The sequence below is a fragment of the Gammaproteobacteria bacterium genome, assembly GCA_019911805.1.
Lineage (GTDB): Bacteria > Pseudomonadota > Gammaproteobacteria > Thiohalobacterales > Thiohalobacteraceae > JAHJQQ01.
Genome location: JAIOJV010000006.1, coordinates 15,607 through 36,509, shown reverse-complemented (window position 1 = coordinate 36,509; position 20,903 = coordinate 15,607). Strand labels below are relative to the sequence as shown.

Annotated in this window: 16 protein-coding genes; 11 read left to right on the top strand and 5 right to left on the bottom strand. The window is 62.5% G+C overall.

All coding sequences use genetic code 11. The features are described from left to right. The first annotated feature begins 5 nt into the window (after positions 1-5). Together K8I04_00465 and K8I04_00460 are read left to right on the top strand one after the other, a co-directional pair. On the top strand, positions 6-3,089 hold the full coding sequence (locus K8I04_00465; protein ID MBZ0070194.1) for an efflux RND transporter permease subunit: 3,084 nt from the start codon (positions 6-8) through the stop codon (positions 3,087-3,089). Positions 3,090-3,235: 146 nt separating this feature from the next. Then, positions 3,236-4,195, top strand: coding sequence for a L,D-transpeptidase family protein (locus K8I04_00460; GenBank protein ID MBZ0070193.1), 960 nt, complete (start codon positions 3,236-3,238; stop codon positions 4,193-4,195). A gap of 60 nt (positions 4,196-4,255) precedes the next feature. Here K8I04_00460 and K8I04_00455 read toward each other — a convergent pair whose 3' ends face one another. Together K8I04_00455 and K8I04_00450 are read right to left on the bottom strand one after the other, a co-directional pair. Continuing rightward, positions 4,256-4,537, bottom strand: coding sequence for a hypothetical protein (locus K8I04_00455; protein ID MBZ0070192.1), 282 nt, complete (start codon positions 4,535-4,537; stop codon positions 4,256-4,258). A 128-nt stretch (positions 4,538-4,665) separates the two neighbouring features. Continuing rightward, the gene (locus tag K8I04_00450) at positions 4,666-5,283 is read right to left on the bottom strand and encodes a L,D-transpeptidase (GenBank protein MBZ0070191.1); all 618 of its coding nucleotides are present in this window, start codon (positions 5,281-5,283) and stop codon (positions 4,666-4,668) included. A 369-nt stretch (positions 5,284-5,652) separates the two neighbouring features. On the opposite strand from K8I04_00450, the gene rimP reads away from it, so the two are divergent. From rimP to K8I04_00405, 9 genes are all read left to right on the top strand, one after another. Beyond that, positions 5,653-6,111 carry a ribosome maturation factor RimP gene (rimP, locus tag K8I04_00445; GenBank protein ID MBZ0070190.1) on the top strand — a complete coding sequence of 153 codons (459 nt, stop codon included), beginning with the start codon at positions 5,653-5,655 and terminating at the stop codon, positions 6,109-6,111. Positions 6,112-6,138: 27 nt separating this feature from the next. Continuing rightward, complete coding sequence (gene nusA / locus K8I04_00440; protein ID MBZ0070189.1) at positions 6,139-7,638, top strand: transcription termination factor NusA; 1,500 nt, start codon at positions 6,139-6,141, stop codon at positions 7,636-7,638. Between the two features lie 22 nt (positions 7,639-7,660). Continuing rightward, complete coding sequence (infB, locus tag K8I04_00435; GenBank protein ID MBZ0070188.1) at positions 7,661-10,228, top strand: translation initiation factor IF-2; 2,568 nt, start codon at positions 7,661-7,663, stop codon at positions 10,226-10,228. Between the two features lie 89 nt (positions 10,229-10,317). Next, positions 10,318-10,686: a 30S ribosome-binding factor RbfA gene (rbfA, locus tag K8I04_00430; protein MBZ0070187.1), complete on the top strand. Its 369-nt coding sequence runs from the start codon at positions 10,318-10,320 to the stop codon at positions 10,684-10,686. A 152-nt stretch (positions 10,687-10,838) separates the two neighbouring features. Then, positions 10,839-11,006, top strand: coding sequence for a hypothetical protein (locus K8I04_00425; protein ID MBZ0070186.1), 168 nt, complete (start codon positions 10,839-10,841; stop codon positions 11,004-11,006). Between the two features lie 15 nt (positions 11,007-11,021). Continuing rightward, positions 11,022-11,942, top strand: coding sequence for a tRNA pseudouridine(55) synthase TruB (truB, locus tag K8I04_00420; protein MBZ0070185.1), 921 nt, complete (start codon positions 11,022-11,024; stop codon positions 11,940-11,942). Positions 11,943-12,280: 338 nt separating this feature from the next. After that, positions 12,281-12,553: a 30S ribosomal protein S15 gene (gene rpsO, locus K8I04_00415; protein MBZ0070184.1), complete on the top strand. Its 273-nt coding sequence runs from the start codon at positions 12,281-12,283 to the stop codon at positions 12,551-12,553. Positions 12,554-12,628: 75 nt separating this feature from the next. Further along, the gene (gene pnp / locus K8I04_00410; protein MBZ0070183.1) at positions 12,629-14,719 is read left to right on the top strand and encodes a polyribonucleotide nucleotidyltransferase; all 2,091 of its coding nucleotides are present in this window, start codon (positions 12,629-12,631) and stop codon (positions 14,717-14,719) included. A 197-nt stretch (positions 14,720-14,916) separates the two neighbouring features. Beyond that, positions 14,917-15,291 carry a TusE/DsrC/DsvC family sulfur relay protein gene (locus K8I04_00405; protein MBZ0070182.1) on the top strand — a complete coding sequence of 125 codons (375 nt, stop codon included), beginning with the start codon at positions 14,917-14,919 and terminating at the stop codon, positions 15,289-15,291. 95 nt (positions 15,292-15,386) lie between these two features. Here K8I04_00405 and K8I04_00400 read toward each other — a convergent pair whose 3' ends face one another. From K8I04_00400 to K8I04_00390, 3 genes are all read right to left on the bottom strand, one after another. Continuing rightward, positions 15,387-17,252 carry an SLC13 family permease gene (locus tag K8I04_00400; GenBank protein MBZ0070181.1) on the bottom strand — a complete coding sequence of 622 codons (1,866 nt, stop codon included), beginning with the start codon at positions 17,250-17,252 and terminating at the stop codon, positions 15,387-15,389. A 152-nt stretch (positions 17,253-17,404) separates the two neighbouring features. Beyond that, positions 17,405-19,207 carry an AsmA family protein gene (locus tag K8I04_00395; protein MBZ0070180.1) on the bottom strand — a complete coding sequence of 601 codons (1,803 nt, stop codon included), beginning with the start codon at positions 19,205-19,207 and terminating at the stop codon, positions 17,405-17,407. Between the two features lie 138 nt (positions 19,208-19,345). Continuing rightward, complete coding sequence (locus K8I04_00390; protein MBZ0070179.1) at positions 19,346-20,698, bottom strand: WD40 repeat domain-containing protein; 1,353 nt, start codon at positions 20,696-20,698, stop codon at positions 19,346-19,348. Between the last annotated feature and the right edge of the window lie 205 nt (positions 20,699-20,903).

The following is a 20,903-nucleotide window of genomic DNA, read 5'->3' as shown; positions in this document are numbered from 1 at the left end:
CGTGCATGAAATTCACGGATATCTTCATTCACCGTCCGGTCCTCGCCAGCGTGGTGAGCCTGCTGATCCTGGTGATCGGGTTACGCTCCATCGGCTCGCTGGAGCTGCGTCAGTATCCTGAGACCCAGAACACCGTGGTCACGGTCACGACGACCTATGCCGGGGCCAGCAGCGAGCTCATCAAAGGCTTCATAACGACACCACTGCAACAGGCCATCGCCGAGGCCGATGGTATCGACTATCTGTTTGCACGCAGTACCCAGGGTGTCTCGACCATCGAGGCACACATGGTGCTCAACCACGACCCGAACGCGGCCGTCGCCGAGATTCAGGCCAAGGTGGCGAGCCAGCGCAACGTGCTGCCGGCCGAGGCCGACGATCCGGTGATCGATTCCACCACCGGGGATTCGACCGCGTTGATGTACATGGCCTTCTATTCCGATCAGATGCAACCCGCGCAGATCAGCGATTATCTGCTGCGCGTCGTGCAGCCCAAGTTGCAGGCGGTGGCTGGCGTGGCCAAGGCCCAGCTGCTCGGCAGCAAGACCTTCGCCATGCGTGTATGGCTGGATCCGCAACGCATGGCGGCCCTGGGCGTATCCCCGGACGACGTGCAGGACGTGCTGCGGGAGAACAATTTCCTCTCCGCCGTCGGCCAGACCAAGGGTGCCTACGTCGCCATCGATCTGACTGCCGATACCGACATCAGCAGTGAAGAAGATTTCCGCAGATTGGTAGTGCGTAGCGAGAACGGGGCACTGGTACGCTTGGAGGATGTCGCCGTACCGCATCTGGGTTCCGAGGATTACGATTCGGCCAGCTGGTACAAGGGCAAGACGGCGATCTTCATCGGCATCGAACCGGCGCCGGGCGCCAATCCGCTCACCGTCGCCCAGAGTATCCACAGCCTCATGCCGGAGGTACGCAGTCAACTGCCCGAAGGGTTGAACGTGCACATTCCCTACGACGCGAGCATCTATATCGAGGATTCCATCAACGAGGTGTTCAAGACACTGCTCGAGGCGATGCTGATCGTGCTCACAGTGATCTTCCTGTCACTGGGGTCGATGCGCGCGGCGCTGATCCCTGCGGTGGCCGTGCCGCTGTCACTGATTGGCGGTGCTTTCGTCATGTTATTGCTGGGATTTTCGGTGAATCTGCTGACCCTGCTGGCCATGGTGCTGGCCATCGGCCTGGTGGTGGACGACGCCATCATCGTGGTCGAAAACATTCATCGGCATATTGAGGCGGGTGCGACGCGTACCGAGGCGGCTCTGCGCGGGGCCCGGGAACTGGCGATGCCCATCATTGCCATGACCACCACCCTGGTGGCGGTGTACGCGCCCATCGGCTTCATGGGCGGATTGGTCGGTACCCTGTTCACCGAATTCGCGTTCGCCCTTGCCGGTGCCGTGGTGGTCTCGGGTATCGTGGCCCTGACGCTGTCGCCGATGCTGTCGAGCAAGGTACTCAAGCCGCATGGCGCGCCGGGCCGGTTCGAGCACGCCGTGGAGCGTTTCTTCACACGGCTGGCGGCCGGCTATCAGCGCCGCCTGCATGCCACGCTCGACTATGTGCCGGTGATACTGGTATTCGCTGTGGCGATACTGGTGAGCATCTATTTCATGTTCGTCACCACCCAGAGCGAACTGGCGCCGACCGAGGATCAGAGTATCCTGTTCTTCCAGGCGCGTGCGCCGCAAACGGCGACACTGGAGTACAACGCGCCCTACACGCAGCAGATCGTGTCGATCTTCGAGGATATCCCGGAATACCACGAGAGTTTTCTCATCCTCGGGTTCGGGCGCGACTCCAGCACCGTGTTCGGCGGCTTCAAGATGCCGCCGCCCTCCGCGCGCGAACGCTCACAAATGGATATCCAGCCGGAGTTGCAGGCGAAGCTGAACCAGGTCGCGGGCTTCCAGACGGCGGTGTTCCCGCGGCCCAGCCTGCCGGGTTCGGGTGGCGGTCTGCCGGTGCAGTTCGTGATCAGCTCGGATGCGGATTACGACCGCCTGGACGAGGTCGCCGATGGCCTGATCGGCGTGGCCATGCAGAGTGGACGTTTCATGTTTCTGCAGAAGACCGTCGAATTCTCGCGTCCCAAGACCAATCTGCTCATCGACCGTGACCGTGCCGCCGATCTCGGTATCACCATGCAGGATATCGGTAGCAATCTCTCGACCATGCTCGGTGGTAACTTCGTCAACCGCTTCAGCCTGGAAGGACGCAGCTACAAGGTCATTCCGCAGGTGGCGCGCGACTATCGGGTGAGTGCCGACAAGCTGAACAGCTACTACATCCCGACCGCATCCGGCGAACTGGTGCCGCTGTCGATGCTGGTGCACTTCGAGGAGACGGTCGAGCCCAGCCAGCGCACCCAGTTCCAGCAGCTCAATGCGGTCACCGTCCAGGGTGTGATGACGCCGGGCGTGCCGCTCGGCGATGCACTCGCCTATCTGGAGGCGCAGGCGCGCGAGACCTTCCCGCGTGGCTTCGGCTGGGATTATACGGGTATGTCACGTCAGTACGCCCAGCAGGGCAGTGCACTGATCCTGACTTTCTTCATGTCCATTCTGGTGATTTATCTGGTGCTGGCGGCACAGTTCGAAAGCTGGCGTGACCCGCTCATCATCCTGGTGTCGGTGCCCATGTCCATCGCCGGTGCGTTGATCTTCATGACCATGGGCCTGGCGACGATCAATATCTACACCCAGGTGGGACTGATCACGCTCATCGGGTTGATCACCAAGAACGGTATTCTCATCGTCGAGTTCGCCAACCAGTTGCAGATACACGAGGGCCTGGACAAGCGTGCGGCGGTGGAGAAGGCCTCCAGTATCCGCCTGCGCCCGATCCTCATGACCACGGTATCCATGATCGTCGCCATGTTTCCGCTGCTCACCGCCAGCGGTCCGGGTGCGGTAAGCCGCTTCGACATCGGCCTGGTGGTCGCCACGGGACTCGGTGTCGGCACGCTGTTCACGCTGTTCGTCGTCCCGGCGGTGTACCTGGTGCTGGCGCGGGATCACGCCCGGGCTGCTGACCAGGGACGCGTCGCCGAGGCGGGGTTGGAACCGGGCGGCTGAGCCCGTGCCGGCCCCGTGCCCGGCGGGCAGAGGGGTTGTGTCGGGCCCGCCATACCGTAGAATGCAGCCCCGTCCCTGATCATTGGGAGCGTGCAAGGCCCCGTTGGCCCCCTGCCTTCTTTGATAGCGAAGCCTTCAGATTGCCGATGTCCCTGACCCGCCACGCCATTCGACTCCGTCACTTGCTGCTCACGCTCGCGCTGGGAGGTGTGGCCGTGCCGGTGTCCGCCGAGACCCTCCCCCTGCCGCCCACGGACGTCGACCTCGTCGGTCAGGTGCGTACCATTCACGCCCAACACGAAGATACGCTGCTGGATATTGCCCGCCGCTATCATCTCGGCCATGACGAGATTGTCATCGCCAACCCGGATGTCGATCGCTGGCTGCCGGGCGACGGCACGCCGGTACTGCTGCCGACACGCTATATCCTGCCGGACGCACCGCGCGACGGCGTGGTCCTGAATGTACCGGAGATGCGTGTGTACTTTTATCCGCCGGCCAGGAAGGACGAGCCACGGGTCGTGAAGACCTATCCGGTCAGCGTCGGCCGGATGGACTGGGCGACGCCGCTCGGGCAGGCGAAGGTCGCGTCCAAGCAGAAGGATCCGGCGTGGCGACCGCCCCAATCCATCCGGGCCGAGGCCGCCGCGCGCGGCGAGACGCTGCCGGAGTACGTCCCGCCTGGACCCAACAATCCGCTGGGCCAGTTCGCACTGCGGCTGAACATTCCCGGCTATCTGATCCACGGCACCGACAAGCCCTGGGGCGTCGGTATGCGTGTCACCCACGGCTGCCTGCGCATGTATCCCGAGGACATTGAGATCATCTACCAGGAGGTCCCGGTCGGTACGCCGGTACAGATCGTGAATCAGCCGGTCAAGGTCGGCTGGTTCGCGGGTATGCTCTATATGGAGGTCCACCCGCCGTTGGAGGAGGACATCGCCGGTAAGACGGCCTTGATGAACACGGCACTGGATGTGGTCGAAGCGGCGTTGAAGAAACGCCCGGTACCGATCAGCGGCGAGGCGATCAACCGCGCGGTACATGAACAGCGCGGCCTGCCGGTGGTCATCTCGCGCAACGACCTGACCGTCCGATCCCGCTGAAGTCCCAAAAAAAAACCGGGGCACGAGGCCCCGGTCCTGGTACGGCACTGATACTGGGTCTTACTTGTACATCGTCTTCTTGAACATGCGATTGATCTTGGCGTCGGTTTCCTCGGCCTTGGCCTTGGCCTCGTTGGCGGTGGCCTGAGCGTTGGCGGCGGCAGCCTTGGCGGCTGCGGCGTCGGCTGCGGCGGCATCGGCCTTGGTCGCGGCGCCGTCGGCGGTGCTCTGCGCCTGAGCGATCTGGCTCTTCAGGCTCTCGATGTCGGTGGTGCTGGCACAGCCGGTGAGGGTGGTGGCTGCGATCAGGGCGATACCAGCGGCAACAGTCTTGATATTCATTGAAAGTGTCCTCTTGCTAGTGGATTGGGAATCGGGTCGGGGTTTTGGTGCGGGTGCCTGCTTCGTTGTTCCTTCTTAAATTCGGGCGCGATTGTCCTTGGGATAGGCGAAAAACGCAAGGACCTGGATCAATAAACCACGACTCTCGTGCCGAGGCCCACCCACTCGGCCAGGCGGTCGATCTGTTCATTGGTAAGGGCGATACAGCCGTTGGTCCAATTGAAGTTCTCGTGCACCTCGGGGTCGCCGGTGCCGAGGCCGTGGATACCCAGATAGCCGCCCAGTACGGTGGTCTGGGGCGGAAGCCGGCGGCTGCGCACGGCGTTGCGGATGGCGACGTAGGCGGACGGATCGAGATCACCTGCCTGTAGCGCGCGTTCGGCCTGCTCCAGATGTGGATAGTCGAAGCCATAGAAGCGGCGGAAAGACGACTCGTTATTGATTCGGCTGATGCGGAATTCGCCCAAGGGTGTCCGGCCGTCGAGGCGCCGTTTGTCACGGGTGGTGCCGTAACGGCCGATGGCGATATCTTCGAAGGTGTGCAGGATCTGATCGCCCCGCATGATGCGGAGCAGCAGCTGGCTGGTGTCGACCTCCAGCCAGATCTCGTCCGACTCGTGCGGCGTCTGGGCCCAGGCGGGGGCGACGGCCAGCAGTCCGGTGAGGCCGGCCAGCAACCACACCCGCAGCCATTGTAGCGGGTTACGGCGTGCGCGTGATCGGGACGGGCTCGGTCGGCAGTGCATGGGTGTTGCTCGTGGTGAACGAAAATCGCGGCGCTGGGTTGTGGTGGGTCGTCATGGTCAGCGAAAACACGGCGCGCCACAAGGGGCGGCAGGTGCGGCGGATTCTGAGACCGAAACCGACGGTTGCGGCTCGATCGGTGGCAACCTATAATACGCGGCGCCGCGGGATTCTCGGTTTGACCTGCGGACGGTTGCTTGGCGCCGGGCATGACCCTCCTGCAAGGGGCGGATGTGGGTCGGCGACGGATGAAAGTGCGTGCAACGCCTGGAAACGACCTGGGATCCCGCCGCGGGGCGCTGCTTCCGGGGCCGGGGTTGTGCAGGACTTGAAGTGGGCCTCGGGCCCATTTTTTGTTTCCGGGTGGGTGAATGCGGCAGGATCCTTTCAATCTGCGGGTGTTGCTGGAACCGGCGGTCACCGCGCTGGCTTGCGAACTGGTTGGTATCGAATACCGCCCCAGCGGCAAGCACGGATTGCTACGGGTATATATCGACAAGCCCGGGGGCGTGACCATCGACGACTGCTCGGCCGTGAGCTATCAGGTCAGCGGTCTGCTCGACGTCGAGGACCCGGTGCCGGGGAACTACACCCTGGAGGTGTCGTCGCCGGGATTGGACCGGCCGCTGTTTCAGGCACAGGATTTCGAGCGTTTCACCGGCCGCGAGGTGAAGCTGCGTACGCGCTTCCCGGTAGACGGACAACGCAACTTCAAAGGCCTGTTGCAGGGGTTGCACGAGCAGCAGGTGGTGATCGAACAGCAGGATGGCACACGGGTCAGTCTGTCATTGGATCAGGTGGAGCAGGCCCGGTTGGTCCCGGATCTTTAGCGCTTCCGTAATGGGAGGCAGGTGGTCATGAACAAAGAAATTCTTCTCGTAGCCGACGCGGTTTCCAACGAAAAGGGCGTCGATAAAGATGTGATCTTCGAGGCGATCGAGGCGGCCCTTGCCTCTGCCACCAAGAAGCGCCATGGTGGCGAGATCGACGCGCGCGTGCAGATCGACCGCCAGACTGGTGATTACGACACCTTCCGCCGCTGGCTGGTGGTGGACGACGAGGATGAAGAATTCGAATCCCCGGATCGTCAGGTCTTGTACGCACGTGCCCAGCAGCTGCGCCCTGGTATCCAGGTCGGTGAATACATCGAGGAGCCGATTCCCTCCGAGGCCTTCGGCCGTATCGCCGCCCAGACCGCTAAGCAGGTGATCGTCCAGAAGGTGCGCGAGGCCGAGCGTGAGCAGGTCGTCGAGGCCTACTCCGATCGCATCGGCGACCTGGTGACCGGCATCGTCAAGCGCGTCGAGCGCGGCAACGTCTATCTCGATCTCGGTGGCAACGCCGAGGCCCTGGTGGCACGCGAAGACATGATCCCGCGCGAATCCGTGCGTCTCGGTGACCGCTTGCGCGGCTACCTCAGGGACGTACGCTCGGAACCGCGCGGTCCGCAGCTGTTCGTCACCCGTGTCGCTCCGCAGTTTCTCATCGAGCTGTTCAAGATCGAGGTGCCGGAGATCGGCCAGGGCCTGATCGAGATCCTCGGTGCCGCGCGCGACCCCGGCCTGCGCGCCAAGATCGCGGTGAAGTCGAACGATCCGCGCATCGATCCGGTCGGCGCCTGTGTCGGTATGCGCGGCTCGCGCGTGCAGGCGGTATCGAACGAACTCGCTGGCGAGCGCATTGACATCATCCTGTGGAATGAGAATGCCGCGCAGTTCGTCATCAACGCCATGTCGCCAGCCGAAGTCATGTCGATCGTGGTGGACGAGGACGAACACAGCATGGATCTGGCCATTGCCGAGGAGCAGCTGTCGCAGGCCATCGGCCGCGGTGGTCAGAACGTGCGCCTGGCCAGCCAACTCACCGGGTGGGAGCTGAATGTGATGACCGAGCAGCAGGCCGAGCAGAAGAGCGAGGCCGAGGCCCAGTCGCTGCAGCAGCTGTTCATGGAGCAGTTGGACGTCGACGAGGATCTCGCTGTGATCCTGGTGCAGGAGGGCTTCTCCAGTATCGAGGAGGTCGCCTATGTGCCGGCCGCCGAGCTGCTCGAGGTTGAAGAATTCGACGAGGACATGGTCGATGAGCTGCGCGGACGAGCCCGTGACGTGCTGCTGACCCGTGCCATCGTCCAGGAATCACTGGGTGACAGCGGGCCAGCCGAGGATCTTCTCAATCTGGATGGCATGGACCCCAAACTAGCACACACGCTGGCCAGCCGCGGTGTGGTCACCCAGGAGGATCTGGCCGAATTGGCAGTTGATGAGCTGATGGATATCGAAGGTATGGACGAGGATCGCGCCGCCGCGCTGATCATGGCAGCGCGCGCACCCTGGTTTGCGGAAGAGCAGCAGGGCTGATTCCTCCAGGAGCAGAAATACAATGTCGGAAGTCACAGTCAAGCAATTTGCAGAAGTCGTCGGTATCCCGGTCGATCGCCTGTTGGCGCAGCTGGGTGACGCCGGGCTGCAAAAATCCAGCGCCGATGAAACCATCAATGAAGAGGAAAAGCTGGAGTTGCTGACCTTCCTGCGTAAGAGCCACGGCAAGGCGGCGGGCGAACCCATCATGGTTGCCGAGCCGAAGAAGATCACACTGCGCCGCAAGACGCACAGCGAACTCAAGGTTCCCACCGGCCAGGGTCGTACCGCAGCTACCAAGACGGTGGCCGTCGAGGTGCGCCGCAAGCGCACCTATGTGAAGCGCAGCGCCGTCGTCGCCGAGGAACAGAAGCGCATCGACGAAGAGGCCGCCGAGCGTGCGCGTCTTGAGCAGGAGGAGGCCGAGCAACGCGCCGCCGAAGAGGCACGTCGGAATGCTGAGGAGCAGCGCCGCCGCGAGCAGGAGGAGGCCGAACAACGCGCTCGCGACGAGGTCGCGCTGACCAAGTCTACTGAGGAGACCTCGCGCAAGACTGAACTGGAGCGCCATCTCGCCGACGAAGCGGCACGTCTGAAAGCGGAAGAGGAGGCACGCGTCAAGGAAGCGGCCGAGAAGGAAAAAGAAAAGGAAAAGGCTGGCGGCCGCAAGGCCAAGCGCACCGGGGCAGACGAGGACCGCCGCAGTCGCTACGGCCGCAAGGAACTGCATGTGGCGGCCGACATGGCCGGCCGCCGCAAGAAGAAACGCGCACCCACGCGTGGCGTGAGTCTCGCGGGCTCGGATCGCCACGGCTTCGAACGGCCGACCGCGCCGGTGATCCGTGAGGTCACGATTCCGGAGAGCATCTCCGTGAGCGAACTCGCTCAGAAGATGTCGCTCAAGGCCGCCGACCTGATCAAGGCCTTGATGAAGATGGGGACCATGGTCACCATCAATCAGACACTGGATCAGGAGACTGCCGCGATCCTCGTCGAGGATATGGGCCACAAGGTCAAGCTGCTCAAGGAGAACGAACTCGAAGCGCAGCTGGTGCTGAGCGGCGAAACCGAAGGCGAGCAGGTGGCGCGTTCACCGGTGGTCACCATCATGGGCCACGTCGATCACGGCAAGACCTCGCTGCTCGACTACATCCGCCGTACCAAGGTTGCGTCCGGCGAGGCGGGTGGCATTACGCAGCATGTCGGCGCCTATCACGTCGATACGCCGCGCGGGACCATTACCTTCCTGGATACGCCCGGCCACGCCGCGTTCAGCGCCATGCGTGCCCGTGGTGCACAGATCACCGATATCGTCATTCTGGTGGTGGCGGCGGACGACGGCGTCATGCCGCAGACCGAAGAGGCTATCCAGCATGCCAAGGCCGCCGGTGTGCCCATCGTCGTGGCCATCAACAAGGTCGACAAACCCGAGGCCGATATCGATCGCGTCAAGAACGAACTGGTCAAGCGCGAAGTCATCCCCGAAGACTGGGGTGGCGATACGCAGTTCGTGCCGGTGTCGGCCAAGACCGGCGACGGTATCGACAATCTGCTCGAAGCCATTTTGTTGCAGGCGGAGGTGTTGGAACTCACTGCGGTCGAGGATTGTCCGGCCAACGGCGTCATCATCGAGTCCAGCCTGGACCGTGGCCGCGGCCCGGTGGCAACCGTACTGGTACGGAACGGCGTCCTGAAGAAGGGTGATGTGATCCTGAGTGGCCAGGAGTGGGGCCGCGTACGCGCGATGTTCGATGAGAACGGCCGCCCGATCCAGGAGGCCGGACCGGTGATGCCGGTGGTGGTCCTGGGTCTGTCCGGCACGCCCAATGCGGGTGACGACGTGGTGGTCGTGAGCGACGAGCGCAAGGCCCGCGAGGTCGCACTGTTCCGCCAGGGCAAACTCCGTGACGTGAAGCTGGCACGGCAGCAGCAGGCCAAGCTCGAGGACGTGTTTTCACACATGGGCGAGGGCGAGACCCTGGATCTCAATCTGGTCATCAAGGCCGATGTGCAAGGCAGTCTCGAGGCCTTGCGCGATTCGCTTTCCAAGCTGTCGACGGACGAGGTGCGTGTGCGCGTGGTCGCGGGCGGCGTCGGCGGCATCAATGAGTCCGACGTCAATCTTGCGCTGGCCTCGAAGGCCATTATGATCGGCTTCAACGTGCGTGCCGATGCGGCCGCCCGGCGGCTGGTCGAAGAGCAGGGTGTCGATCTGCACTATTACAGCGTGATCTACACCGCTATCGATGACGTCAAGAAGGCCATCAACGGCATGCTCTCACCGGAGATCCGGGAAGAGATCATCGGACTGGCCGAGGTCCGCGATGTGTTCCGCTCCTCCAAGTTTGGTGCTGTCGCCGGTTGCATGGTGGTCGATGGCGTGGTGCGTCGCAGCGCACCCATCCGCGTGCTGCGCAACAATGTCGTGGTGTTCGAGGGTGAGTTGGAATCTCTGCGCCGCCACAAGGACGATGTCAGTGAAGTGCGCGCCGGCACCGAGTGCGGTATCGGTGTCAAGAACTACAATGACGTTCAACCGGGCGACCAGATCGAGGTCTTCCAGCGCAGCGAGGTGGCTCGGACGATCTGACCGTACCGTCGTTACGCCGGTGGTGTCCGTCCTTCATCGAAGCGGACAGCGGCTGGCGTCCCGCTGGCAGGCGTCGAGGCCCAGGTAGCATGCCCCGAGATTTCCCCCGTACCCGCCGTGTCGGCGAACAGATGCAACGCGAACTCGCGGCGCTGATCCGTACCGACATCAAGGACCCCCGTCTGGGCATGGTCACGGTCTCGGCCGTGCAGGTCAGCCGCGATCTGGGCCACGCCAAGGTGTACATCTCCGTGCTGGGCGATACCGAGGCGCAGCAGATATCGCTGCAGATCCTGAACAAGGCCACCGGCTTTCTGCGCCACGCGCTCGGTCAGCAGATGATCGTGCGCAGCGTGCCGCAACTGCATTTCGTCTACGATGAGTCCATCGAACGCGGCAGCCGCCTGAGCGCGCTCATCGACGCGGCAGTGAAGTCGGACCGGCATGACGAGGACTGAGCTGATAGTAATAGTTCTACCGCAAAGGACGCGAAGGCGCGCAAAGGAAAATCATTAATGGGTAGTAAACCCAAAATGTATTTCAGCCACGGAAGTACACGGAAATACACGGAAGATGGGGATACAGCAGGTTTTGCATTCCGTGTGTTTCCGTGGCCAACGTGGTTTTTGAATTCATTCCAGAAATTCCTTTGCGCGCCTTCGCGTCCTTTGCGGTAAAAGTTCTGGTTTTGGGTTTTGTGGCCAAGACGATTTGGCGCGCCTTTGCGTCCTTTGCGGTATATGGTTTCTTCCGCGCACTCGGTGCGCCAGAGCAGTAAGGGTTTACACGCAACATGTCACGACGTCGCAACAAGGGTAGAAACGTCAACGGGATCCTGCTGCTGGACAAGCCTTCGGGCCTGACCTCCAACGCGGCCCTGCAGAGCGTCAAGCGGCTGTTCCAGGCCGCCAAGGCGGGGCATACGGGCAGCCTGGATCCGCTGGCCAGTGGCCTGTTGCCGATCTGTCTGGGCGAGGCGACCAAGGTGTCGGGGTTCCTGCTGGATGCGGACAAGCATTACCAGGTGCGCTGCAAACTCGGCGAGAGGACCAATACCGGTGATGCCGAGGGCGAGGTCGTCGAGACCCGGCCCGTGGAAGGCCTGGATGTGGCCCGGATCGAGGCAGCCTTCGAGCGCTTCCGTGGCGATATCGAACAGGTGCCGCCGATGTATTCCGCCCTCAAGCACCAGGGTCAGCGCCTCTACACGCTGGCCCGCCAGGGGATCGAGGTGGAGCGCCAGCCGCGCAGGGTAACCATCCACTCCCTGACACTGTCTGCCTGGGAACCGCCTTACCTGGATCTGGACGTGCGCTGCACCAAGGGCACCTATATCCGCACCCTGGCTGAGGATATTGGCGAATCTCTGGGTTGTGGGGCGCATGTAACGGATCTGCGCCGCCTGGGGGTGGGCCCCTACGACCAGTCCGGCATGGTCAGTCTGGACCGGCTCCAGGACGTGGCGGGGACCGAGGGCCCGGCTGCCCTGGATACCCTGCTCCTGCCCATCGAGACGGCGCTCAGTCAGTGGCCGGAGGTACGCCTGTCTGCCGACACGGCCTTCTATCTGCGCCAGGGCCAGCCGGTGGTGGTCCCGCACGCCCCCACCAGCGGCTGGGTCCGGTTGTATGCCGGCGATCGTCAGTTCCTGGGCATGGGCGAGATCCTCGACGACGGCCGGGTGGCACCCAAGCGTCTGATGGCCGGGGGCTGATCGGAGCCGCCACGGGCAGGCATCGATCACTGCCGTCCCATCATTTTTTGCCCTGAAAACACCCAGTCCGCCACGAAAGCACGTGGAAAAACACGGGAAAACACAGACGGGACCTCAGGTTTCACACGACATCCCGCGTCACCTGTCACATGCTGAGGCAGCGCTTCGTGACGCGGTTTCATTCCAATGTCTTCCGTGTGTTTCCGTGGCAAATGCAGTTTTTGGGTTTATGGGATCACAGCGATCACTGATCTTGTTCCTGTTTCCGGCCACGGCTACAATACGCAGCTTGTGACGATACGCTTCGCGAAACGCGTTTTTTGGGAGTATTTCCAGTTATGTCTTCTTTGACTGCCGAACAGAAAGGCCAGATCGTTAAGGATTACCAGCGCGCCACCGGCGACACCGGGTCGCCCGAGGTCCAGGTGGCGTTGTTGTCTGCACGCATTACCCATCTGACCGACCATTTTGCCACCCACAAGCAGGATCATCATTCCCGCCAGGGACTGCTGCGTATGGTCAACCAGCGTCGCCAGATGCTCGATTACCTGAAGCGCAAGGATGGCCAGCGCTATCAGGATCTCATCGGCCGTCTCGGCCTGCGTCGCTAAGCGTTCTGCGTGCGTGGCTCGTTCCGGGGCCACCCGTCGCGCTTTCCTCCAGTTCCAGCGTAAGGACAGCAGAGAGTGAATCCAATCAAGAAGTCGTTCCAGTACGGTGCCCACACCGTCACCCTCGAGACCGGGGAAATCGCGCGTCAGGCCAGCGGCGCTGTCATTGTCAGCATGGGTGATACGGTGGTGCTGGTCACCGCCGTGGGACTGAAGCGGGGCGCCGAGGGTCGCGACTTCTTTCCGCTGACCGTCGACTATCAGGAACGTACCTACGCCGCGGGCAAGATCCCGGGCGGATTCTTCCGACGTGAAGGGCGACCCAGTGAAAACGAGACCCTGGTCTCGCGCCTCATCGACCGACCGATCCGCCCGCTGTTCCCGGAGGGATTCACTAATGAGGTCCAGGTCATCGCCACGGTGATGTCGCTGGATCCGGAGATCGATCCGGATATCCCGTCGTTGCTGGGCGCCTCCGCCGCGTTGTCCATTTCGGGCATGCCCTTCCAGGGCCCGATCGGCGCGGCCCGCGTCGCCTATATCGACGGCAGCTATGTGCTGAACCCCCTCGCCAGCCAGCTTGCCGACTCCCAGCTGAATCTGGTCGTCGCCGGCACCGAGCAGGCCGTGCTGATGGTGGAATCCGAGGCCAAGGAGCTGCCTGAGGCGGTCATGCTGGGTTCGGTGGTCTTCGGGCATGAGCAGATGCAGACGGCCATCAGGGCCATCCGCGAGCTGGCCACCGAAGTCGGTACACCCGCCTGGGACTGGCAGCCGCCGGCCACCGACACGGCCCTGGTCGACGCCGTCGCCGCCGCCGGCAGGGCCGGGTTCACCGAGGCCTACCAGATCGCCGACAAGCAGCAGCGTTACGCGCGCCTGGATGAGATCCGCAGTGCCATCACCGCCCAGCTGACGGCGGAGGGCGCCACCCCCCGCTTCGACGCCGAGGCCGTGCGCACCGCCATCGAGACCCTGGAATACAACACCGTGCGCGGCCGCATCCTCGCGGGCGAGAAGCGCATCGACGGTCGCGACACCAAGACCGTACGGCCGATCACCGTTCGCACCGGCGTGCTGCCGCGCGTGCACGGCTCCGCGCTGTTCACCCGCGGCGAGACGCAGGCGCTGGTCGTGGCCACGCTGGGCACCGCCCGCGATGCGCAGATCATCGATGCGCTGCAGGGCGAGCGCAAAGAACACTTCATGTTCCACTACAATTTTCCGCCCTACTGCGTCGGTGAAACCGGTCGCGTCGGCAGTCCCAAGCGCCGTGAGATCGGTCATGGCCGGTTGGCCAAACGCGGCATCGTCGCCATGATGCCCGACGTCAATGCGTTCCCGTACAGCATCCGCGTCGTCTCCGAGATCACCGAATCCAACGGCTCCAGTTCCATGGCGTCCGTCTGCGGCAGCTCACTGGCGCTGATGGATGCAGGTGTACCGCTGAAGGCGCCGGTGGCCGGTGTGGCCATGGGTCTCATCAAGGAAGGCGACCAGTTCGCGGTGCTGACCGACATCATGGGCGATGAGGATCATCTCGGCGACATGGACTTCAAGGTTGCCGGTACCACCAGCGGTGTGACGGCGCTGCAGATGGACATCAAGATCCAGGGCATCACCAAAGAGATCATGGAGATCGCCCTGGCCCAGGCGCACGAGGCGCGCCTGCACATCCTTGGCAAAATGGGCGGCGCCATCGCCAGTCCGCGCGAGGAGATGTCCAAGTTCGCACCGCGCTACATCACCATGAAGATCAATCCGGACCGTATCCGTGATGTGATCGGCAAGGGCGGCGCCACCATCCGCGCCATCACCGAGGAGACCGGCACCAGTATCGACATCACCGATGACGGCATCGTCAAGATCGCCTCAGTGGACGCGGCTGCCGGTGAAGAGGCCAAACATCGCGTTGAACAGCTTACTGCGGACGTGACGGTCGGCAACGTCTACGAGGGCAAGGTCGCCAAGCTGATGGATTTTGGTGCCTTCGTGACCATCCTGCCGGGCAAGGATGGGCTGGTGCACATCTCCCAGATCTGCGACGAGCGCGTGCAGAACGTCAGCGACAAGCTGGCCGAAGGCGATATCGTCAAGGTCAAGGTGCTGGAGGTCGACAAGCAGGGCCGCATCCGTCTCAGCATGAAGGCGGTCGGCGAGGGCTGATCGGGGTCGCAGCAGACAAAAAAGGGGCCGCCAGGCCCCTTTTTTTATGGTGCGCCCGGCAGGACGCACCTGCTTGGAGGTAAAGGTCACCGGCAACGGGCTGCCGCGCCACGCGTACGCGTCGCCAAGCAAAGCCTGGCAAGCTCGTCTATACTCGAACATGTATTCCCACAAGCCAACAACATGGAGGGCCTGTCATGCCGGAACCGACGATGTTCGATATCATGCATCCCGGGAAGCGGGTCTATGACCCCGAATATCCCCATGCCCCTGACCGATGGACGCCGGATGCGGCGCGCGAGGTTGCGCAGAAGGAAGGTATTACCTTGACCGAAGACCACTGGAAGGTGGTGCGGGCGTTGCAGGAGTATTTTGCACGTAACGAGAACGATGCCAATCGGATCAATGTGCGCGAATTCCACGATGCGCTGGAGGAGATGTTCCACGCGAAGGGCGGGCTCAGGTACACGTACACGATCCTTCCCGGCGGACCGGTCGCACAGGGTTGCCGACTGGCTGGCCTGGAGGTGCCGACGGGTGCCGTCGACACGAACTTCGGGAGTGTCACCTAGCCGCGGGACCCCGGACTACCCAAGACTGCCCCGGTTGCCGGCAACGGCTGTCGTTGCCGGCGGGAGCGTCAGCGTAATGAGCGGGTGCCGCAGTCTTAAAAAACCACCTCGAGCATGAAAAGCATGACCACCAGGAACAGTACGGTCATGATGCCGCCTGCGCGCATGAAATCCTTCACCGAATAACCGGCCGGCCCCATGATCAGGGCATTCACCTGATGGGTCGGGATCAGGAAGGAATTCGATGTGGCAAGGGCGACGGTCAACGCGAATACCGCTGGATTGACCCCTTCCACACCGGCGGCCGACGCCTGTACAGCGATATTCACCGCCAATGGCACGAGCAGCACCGTGGCGCCCACATTGGACATCACCAGCGTGAAGAAGGTCGCCAGTACGGCGATCACTGCCTGTAGTGCCAACGGGGTGACATCGCTACCGACCAGTTCCAGTGTCTTGACGGCGATCCATTCCGCCGTGCCCGAGCGTTCGACCGCGACGCCCAGAGGAATCAGGCTGGCGAGCAGGAACACGGTCTTCCAGCTGACCGCCTTGTAGGCCTCATCCATGGACAGCACGCCGGTGACGACCATGCCGACGGCACCGGTCAACAGCGCCACTGACAGCAGCGTGTCCGTGAACAACACCATACCCAAGGCGATGGCGAAGAAGAGCAGTGCGAAATGCACCTTGTGTGGGCGCAATTCCTCGTGTGGGTATTCAGTGGTGACCACCACGAAGTTGCGATCCTTGGTCAGACGGGCCAGTTGTTCCCAGGCAATATGGCAGATGAGGGTGTCGCCGCCCTGCAGCGGGAGATCGACCACGCCTTCGTCTTCGCGGATCGCCTTACCCTGTCGGTGGATGGCCAGTACAGTGAGGCCATAGGTCTTGCGCATCCACACATCCCGGCAGGACTTGCCGATCAGGTTGGAACTCGGTGGAATCACGATCTCGGCGATGCCAGCGCGCGTCGGCATGAGTACGCTCGCCAGCACGGCGATATTGGGGCTGATGGTCGTGCGGGTGGTTTCGCTGAGACGTTGCAGTGCAGATTCGGATGCAAGTATTCCGAGTATCTGCCCAGCCGCTATGCGGACATCACGGGCCAATCCGCCCGGAGCCAGATAGAGCCGGTCGATCGACTGTATGGCAATGATGCGGACATAGAATTCGTTTTCCACCTCATCGACGGTTCGACCGACAAGTCGACTTTCCGCGGTAACCAGCACCTCGTTGAGTGCATAGTCCAGTCCATAGACCTCCTGCAGATATTCCAGTGTACTGTCGGCGGTGGTCTGTGCGCCCTTCACATCCGGCAGAATATGGCGCCCGGCCAGCATGAAATAGGCGATACCCGTGATGATCAATGCCAGGCCGATGGGCGTGACCGCGAACAGATCGAAGGTTGGCATTTCCTCCAGGCCCCTCGCCACCAGCGATTGATTGGAGGTCGTGATCAGATCATTCAGCAGGATCAGTGGGCTCGAACCGATCATGGTCGCCGTACCGCCAAGGATGGCGCAGAAGCCCATCGGCATGAGCAGGCGTGACAGCGGCAGGCCGGTCCGGGCGGAGATGCGGCTCACCACCGGCAGAAACAGCGCGGCGGCACCGACGTTCTGCATGAAGCTGGAGATGAAACCGACGGTGCCCGAGATCAGCGGGATGATACGTTTCTCGGTGGTACCGCCGATCTTGAGGATGAAATTCGCGAGCGTACTCATGAGGCCGGTCTTATCGAGCCCCGCACCAAGGATCATCACGGCGATAATGGAGACGACGGCGTTGCTGGCGAAGCCGTCGAATAATTCGGCGGTGTTCACCAGTGGCGGGGTGAAGGGCAGGATCGTGGTCAGGCCGAGCAGCACCATGACCAGGATGGCCGCGACGTCGACACGCACAATCTCGGAAACGAACAGATAGATGGTAAAGGCCAAAAAGCCGAGCACCCACAGCATTTCTGTGGTGAGTTCCATGAGACAGCTCCGAGCTGATGCAGTCGCTGGCAGGACCGCCCGAGACCCACGAAGGGCGTGAAGAATGTGATATCCGACGGCATTTTAACGGGCGGCGCCCCCGATGACCAGCTGCGCCTGTGGCACTCCCCTGTTCAGCGGGGGCGCGCCTCGGCCGGCGCATCCCCAGCCTTGGGCTGCAGCCAGCGGCCAAGTTTCTGCACGGCCTCGCCCACCTTGACTCCGATGGCGGTGCCGATGCCCGGTCCCAGCATCAATGTCCCGGCGGCACCGCCCGCCAGTGCCGAGTTGGTCGGTCGTATGACGGGGTCATCGGTCGTGCCGCCGACCACGAGCGGTACCGAGACCATGCCGCCGGTATGCTTCAGACCGACACTGAGTTCACCCGACAGCTGCCGGTCGGGGGCAATACCCACGGCACCGGCCGCCTCGAGTGCCGAGGAATGAACCCGTATCGGGTCAAATTGTGTCCGTTGGTTGACCAGCCGCAGCTTGCCCTCCAGCGTATCGAAAGGCGTGCTGCCGGCGGCGGGCGTCGATCCCCTGACCAGCGTTGCCGCCCGCTCCAGGTCGGCGGCGAAGATGATGCCGTCGGTGATCCTGAATTTGCAGCCGAGATCCGGGTGTGCACCCAGGGACGTGAACGTCTTCGCCTGGAGCGCTCCGTTGCAGTTGGCATCGATCAGACCGCTGAGGCTCTGTTGGTCGAAGGTGGCCAGTAGCGGCTCGATCTCCATCCCCTGCACATCGACATCGAAGCCGAAAAGCCAGCCCGCACCCCACTCAAGCTTGCCACTGCCCTTGAGCCTACCCCGATAGGCGCTGATGCTCATCCGGTCGATACCCAGTGTTTTTTCGTGCAACAGACCACTTGCCTCGATTTGTTGAAAATGTAATGCGGGACCGACGGGGAGGGTCAGGTGCTCCACGTCTACCCGGTAGGCAAGGCCTGCGGCCACCGGCTTGGTATGGAGACCGATCTGCACCCGGTCGACCCCGATACGATGTTCGAGCGCACAGTCGAGACCGGGTGCCTGAACGAGGGTATCCGGCGTCGGTGCTCGCAGGGACAACACGCACTGGCCGTCGATGTGACCGGGGATCGGAGGGTTTCCCGTCAGCGCCAGCAGCAGCGGCAATTCAAGGTCAGTGGCAGTCAGCTGGCCGCGCAACTGCCAGACATTACCCCAGGCCAGTGCACCGGCGAACTGCCAATTCCCACCGAAGGACTCGCCTTCCGCAGACGCGACCTCGATACCCCGGTCGGCGTAACGTCCTTCGGCCTGCAGTCGGCTGAATCGCCATTGTGGCCTGCCGGGGGGTGCCCAATCCCGGGCCTGCAGGGCGACCATGACACCAGCGGGGTCGGGCAGCAGGCGGACATGCAGCTTGCCATCGCCTTGCCGGAACTCGATGACGGCCGGGCGCAGGGCGTCCTTCCAGCTCAGCTTCGTGTCGAAGGGGCCAAGGATCGTGCCTTCAGCGGTCTTCCATGTAAGCCCACGGATTGTCATCTCACGCAGCCGAACCGGTAAGGCGGCTGCGGCGTCGGCAGATCCCGATAGAGGGAATAAGTCACGGATGCGTGCGACGAGATCGTGGTCGAGTTGCACCGCCTCGATGTTCAAATGGCGCAATACCAGCTCGCCCCGCACTAGTGCATGCCAGGAGAGCACGGCGCGGAGTCTGCCGATCGCAAGCCCGGTGGTGGCAGGTGCGCCGAGATCGACGGTGACCTGCAGCAGTTCGACAGTCGGTCGCGGAAACAGCGTGATCTGAAGTGATTCGATGGCAACGGGGTGGCCCAATGCGTTGCCGAGTTCCTCGGCCAGGCTCTGGCGGAGGGATTCATGGTCGAGCATCAGCGGGGCAATCAGGAATGCCGCCATGATCAGCGCCGTCGTGACCAGTAACCCGAGCTTCAAAGGCCTGCGCATGATGAATCTGTGCCTCGCCAGATTGCCGGTGGTGCCCACGTCCGGGGTGCGGCCCAAACGCGGACCGGCCGCAGTCCCAAGGCTGCGGCCGGTTCGGTGTCGTCTTCCCGGCGTGTAGACCGGGTCATGGATTCACGCTCAACGCCTGGATGCGAGCAGGGCGAGTTGTTGCCAATTATCCGGCCCGTGGACCTGCATTAAATTCTTGTCCAGGCGGTTGCGTTTGTAGCCGACATTGCGCTGTTCCCATACCAGGTTGCCGGAGGCGACATCGAATACCTTGATGATCCCACCCATGCAGGCCACAGCAACACGGCGGCTGTCCGGCGAGATGTCGGTGACGCATTTCTTGCCCTCGTGCCGTGAATCGGTAATCGCCAGTTCGCGTTCTTCACCGGTTTTGGTGTCGACCACAACCACACGATCGGATTTGCCATAGGAATGGGGCAGGCCGTCTTCGCCGAAGACGATCAAGGATTTCTTCGGTTTGACCAGCACGAAATAGCTCAGGTCGGGGGCGATTTTGACGCTGGCGGTACGACCCTTGTTCACAGCCGAATCGGGCTGCCAGGTGAGTTCGGTTTCCTTGCCAGTCTCGACGTCGTAGATGTAGTGCAGTGATACCAGTTTATTGCCTTGTGCATTGAAATACAGGGCGCTGAACTGGCGTGGTACCTGAAACACTGCATCTTCATATTGCTCGATAGTGCGCGATGTATCGTCGGCCACCCCCATGACTGCGAAGCGGTCGCGTCCGACGAAGGCGATGTGCTCGCCATCATCGGTGATGCCGGCGGCATAGATGCCGGAGTCGATGTTACGAAAGGTATGGGTCAGCTTCAGTGTGCGCAGGTCCATGACGTGCAGTGTCGAGTCGTACTGTGCAACCAGTATGTTGGGCTCCTTGTCCTGCTTGCAGGTATTCACCACCACCGCGGCGAAGTGCCCGTTCTCGGAAGGTACGACCGGGCCGATGTATTCATAGGCGTCCTTGCTGTCGCCACAGGTGCGGGAAGTGGCCGCCGTGCGCTCGAGGGGAATACGGCTCGCGGCCGTGGATGTCAGGTCCAGATAGCCGCCGATGAAGTCCGGCAGTTGCACATTGCTGGCCGCATCGATGCGGCCCAGCGAGCTCGGCAACAGTACGACTTTGCCGTCCGGGTAGGAGCCGGTCAGTACGATGTCCTTGAAGCTGCTGATGCCCCAATGGCGATTGCCGACCGAGCCGTACTCCGCGCCGAAGATGCGGTCGAGATCGGTCTGCTCACCAAAGGCCTTGACCAGTGTGCCGCGCTCCACGTCCCAGACCTTGATGCCGCCGCTGTACTCGAGCTGCGGGCTGTTGCCACCAGAGCCGCCCGTGACCAGGAACTTGCCATCCTCCGAGAACTGGATGGCATAGATGTCGTCATCGGCCGCCTGGGCGCTCTGGGCGATGCTGTACCAAGCGCAGGCGAAGGACACGATGAACAGGGTCTTCAGGACATTCATGGGCGCGATTCTCTCGACAGTCGATCTGGTGTTTGGATAGGCACCACCGCCATCCCGGGCTGGGTCGCACCACTGGGTCCTTCCTGCGGATGCGGGCGGGGACGCGCAGCATCGGATCGGTGGTGACTGACCCCGTCAAATCCTTGACATTTGTGCCTGGGTGAGGTATCGGCCCAGCGGACGCGAGCTTGAGAAGGGGAGGTTC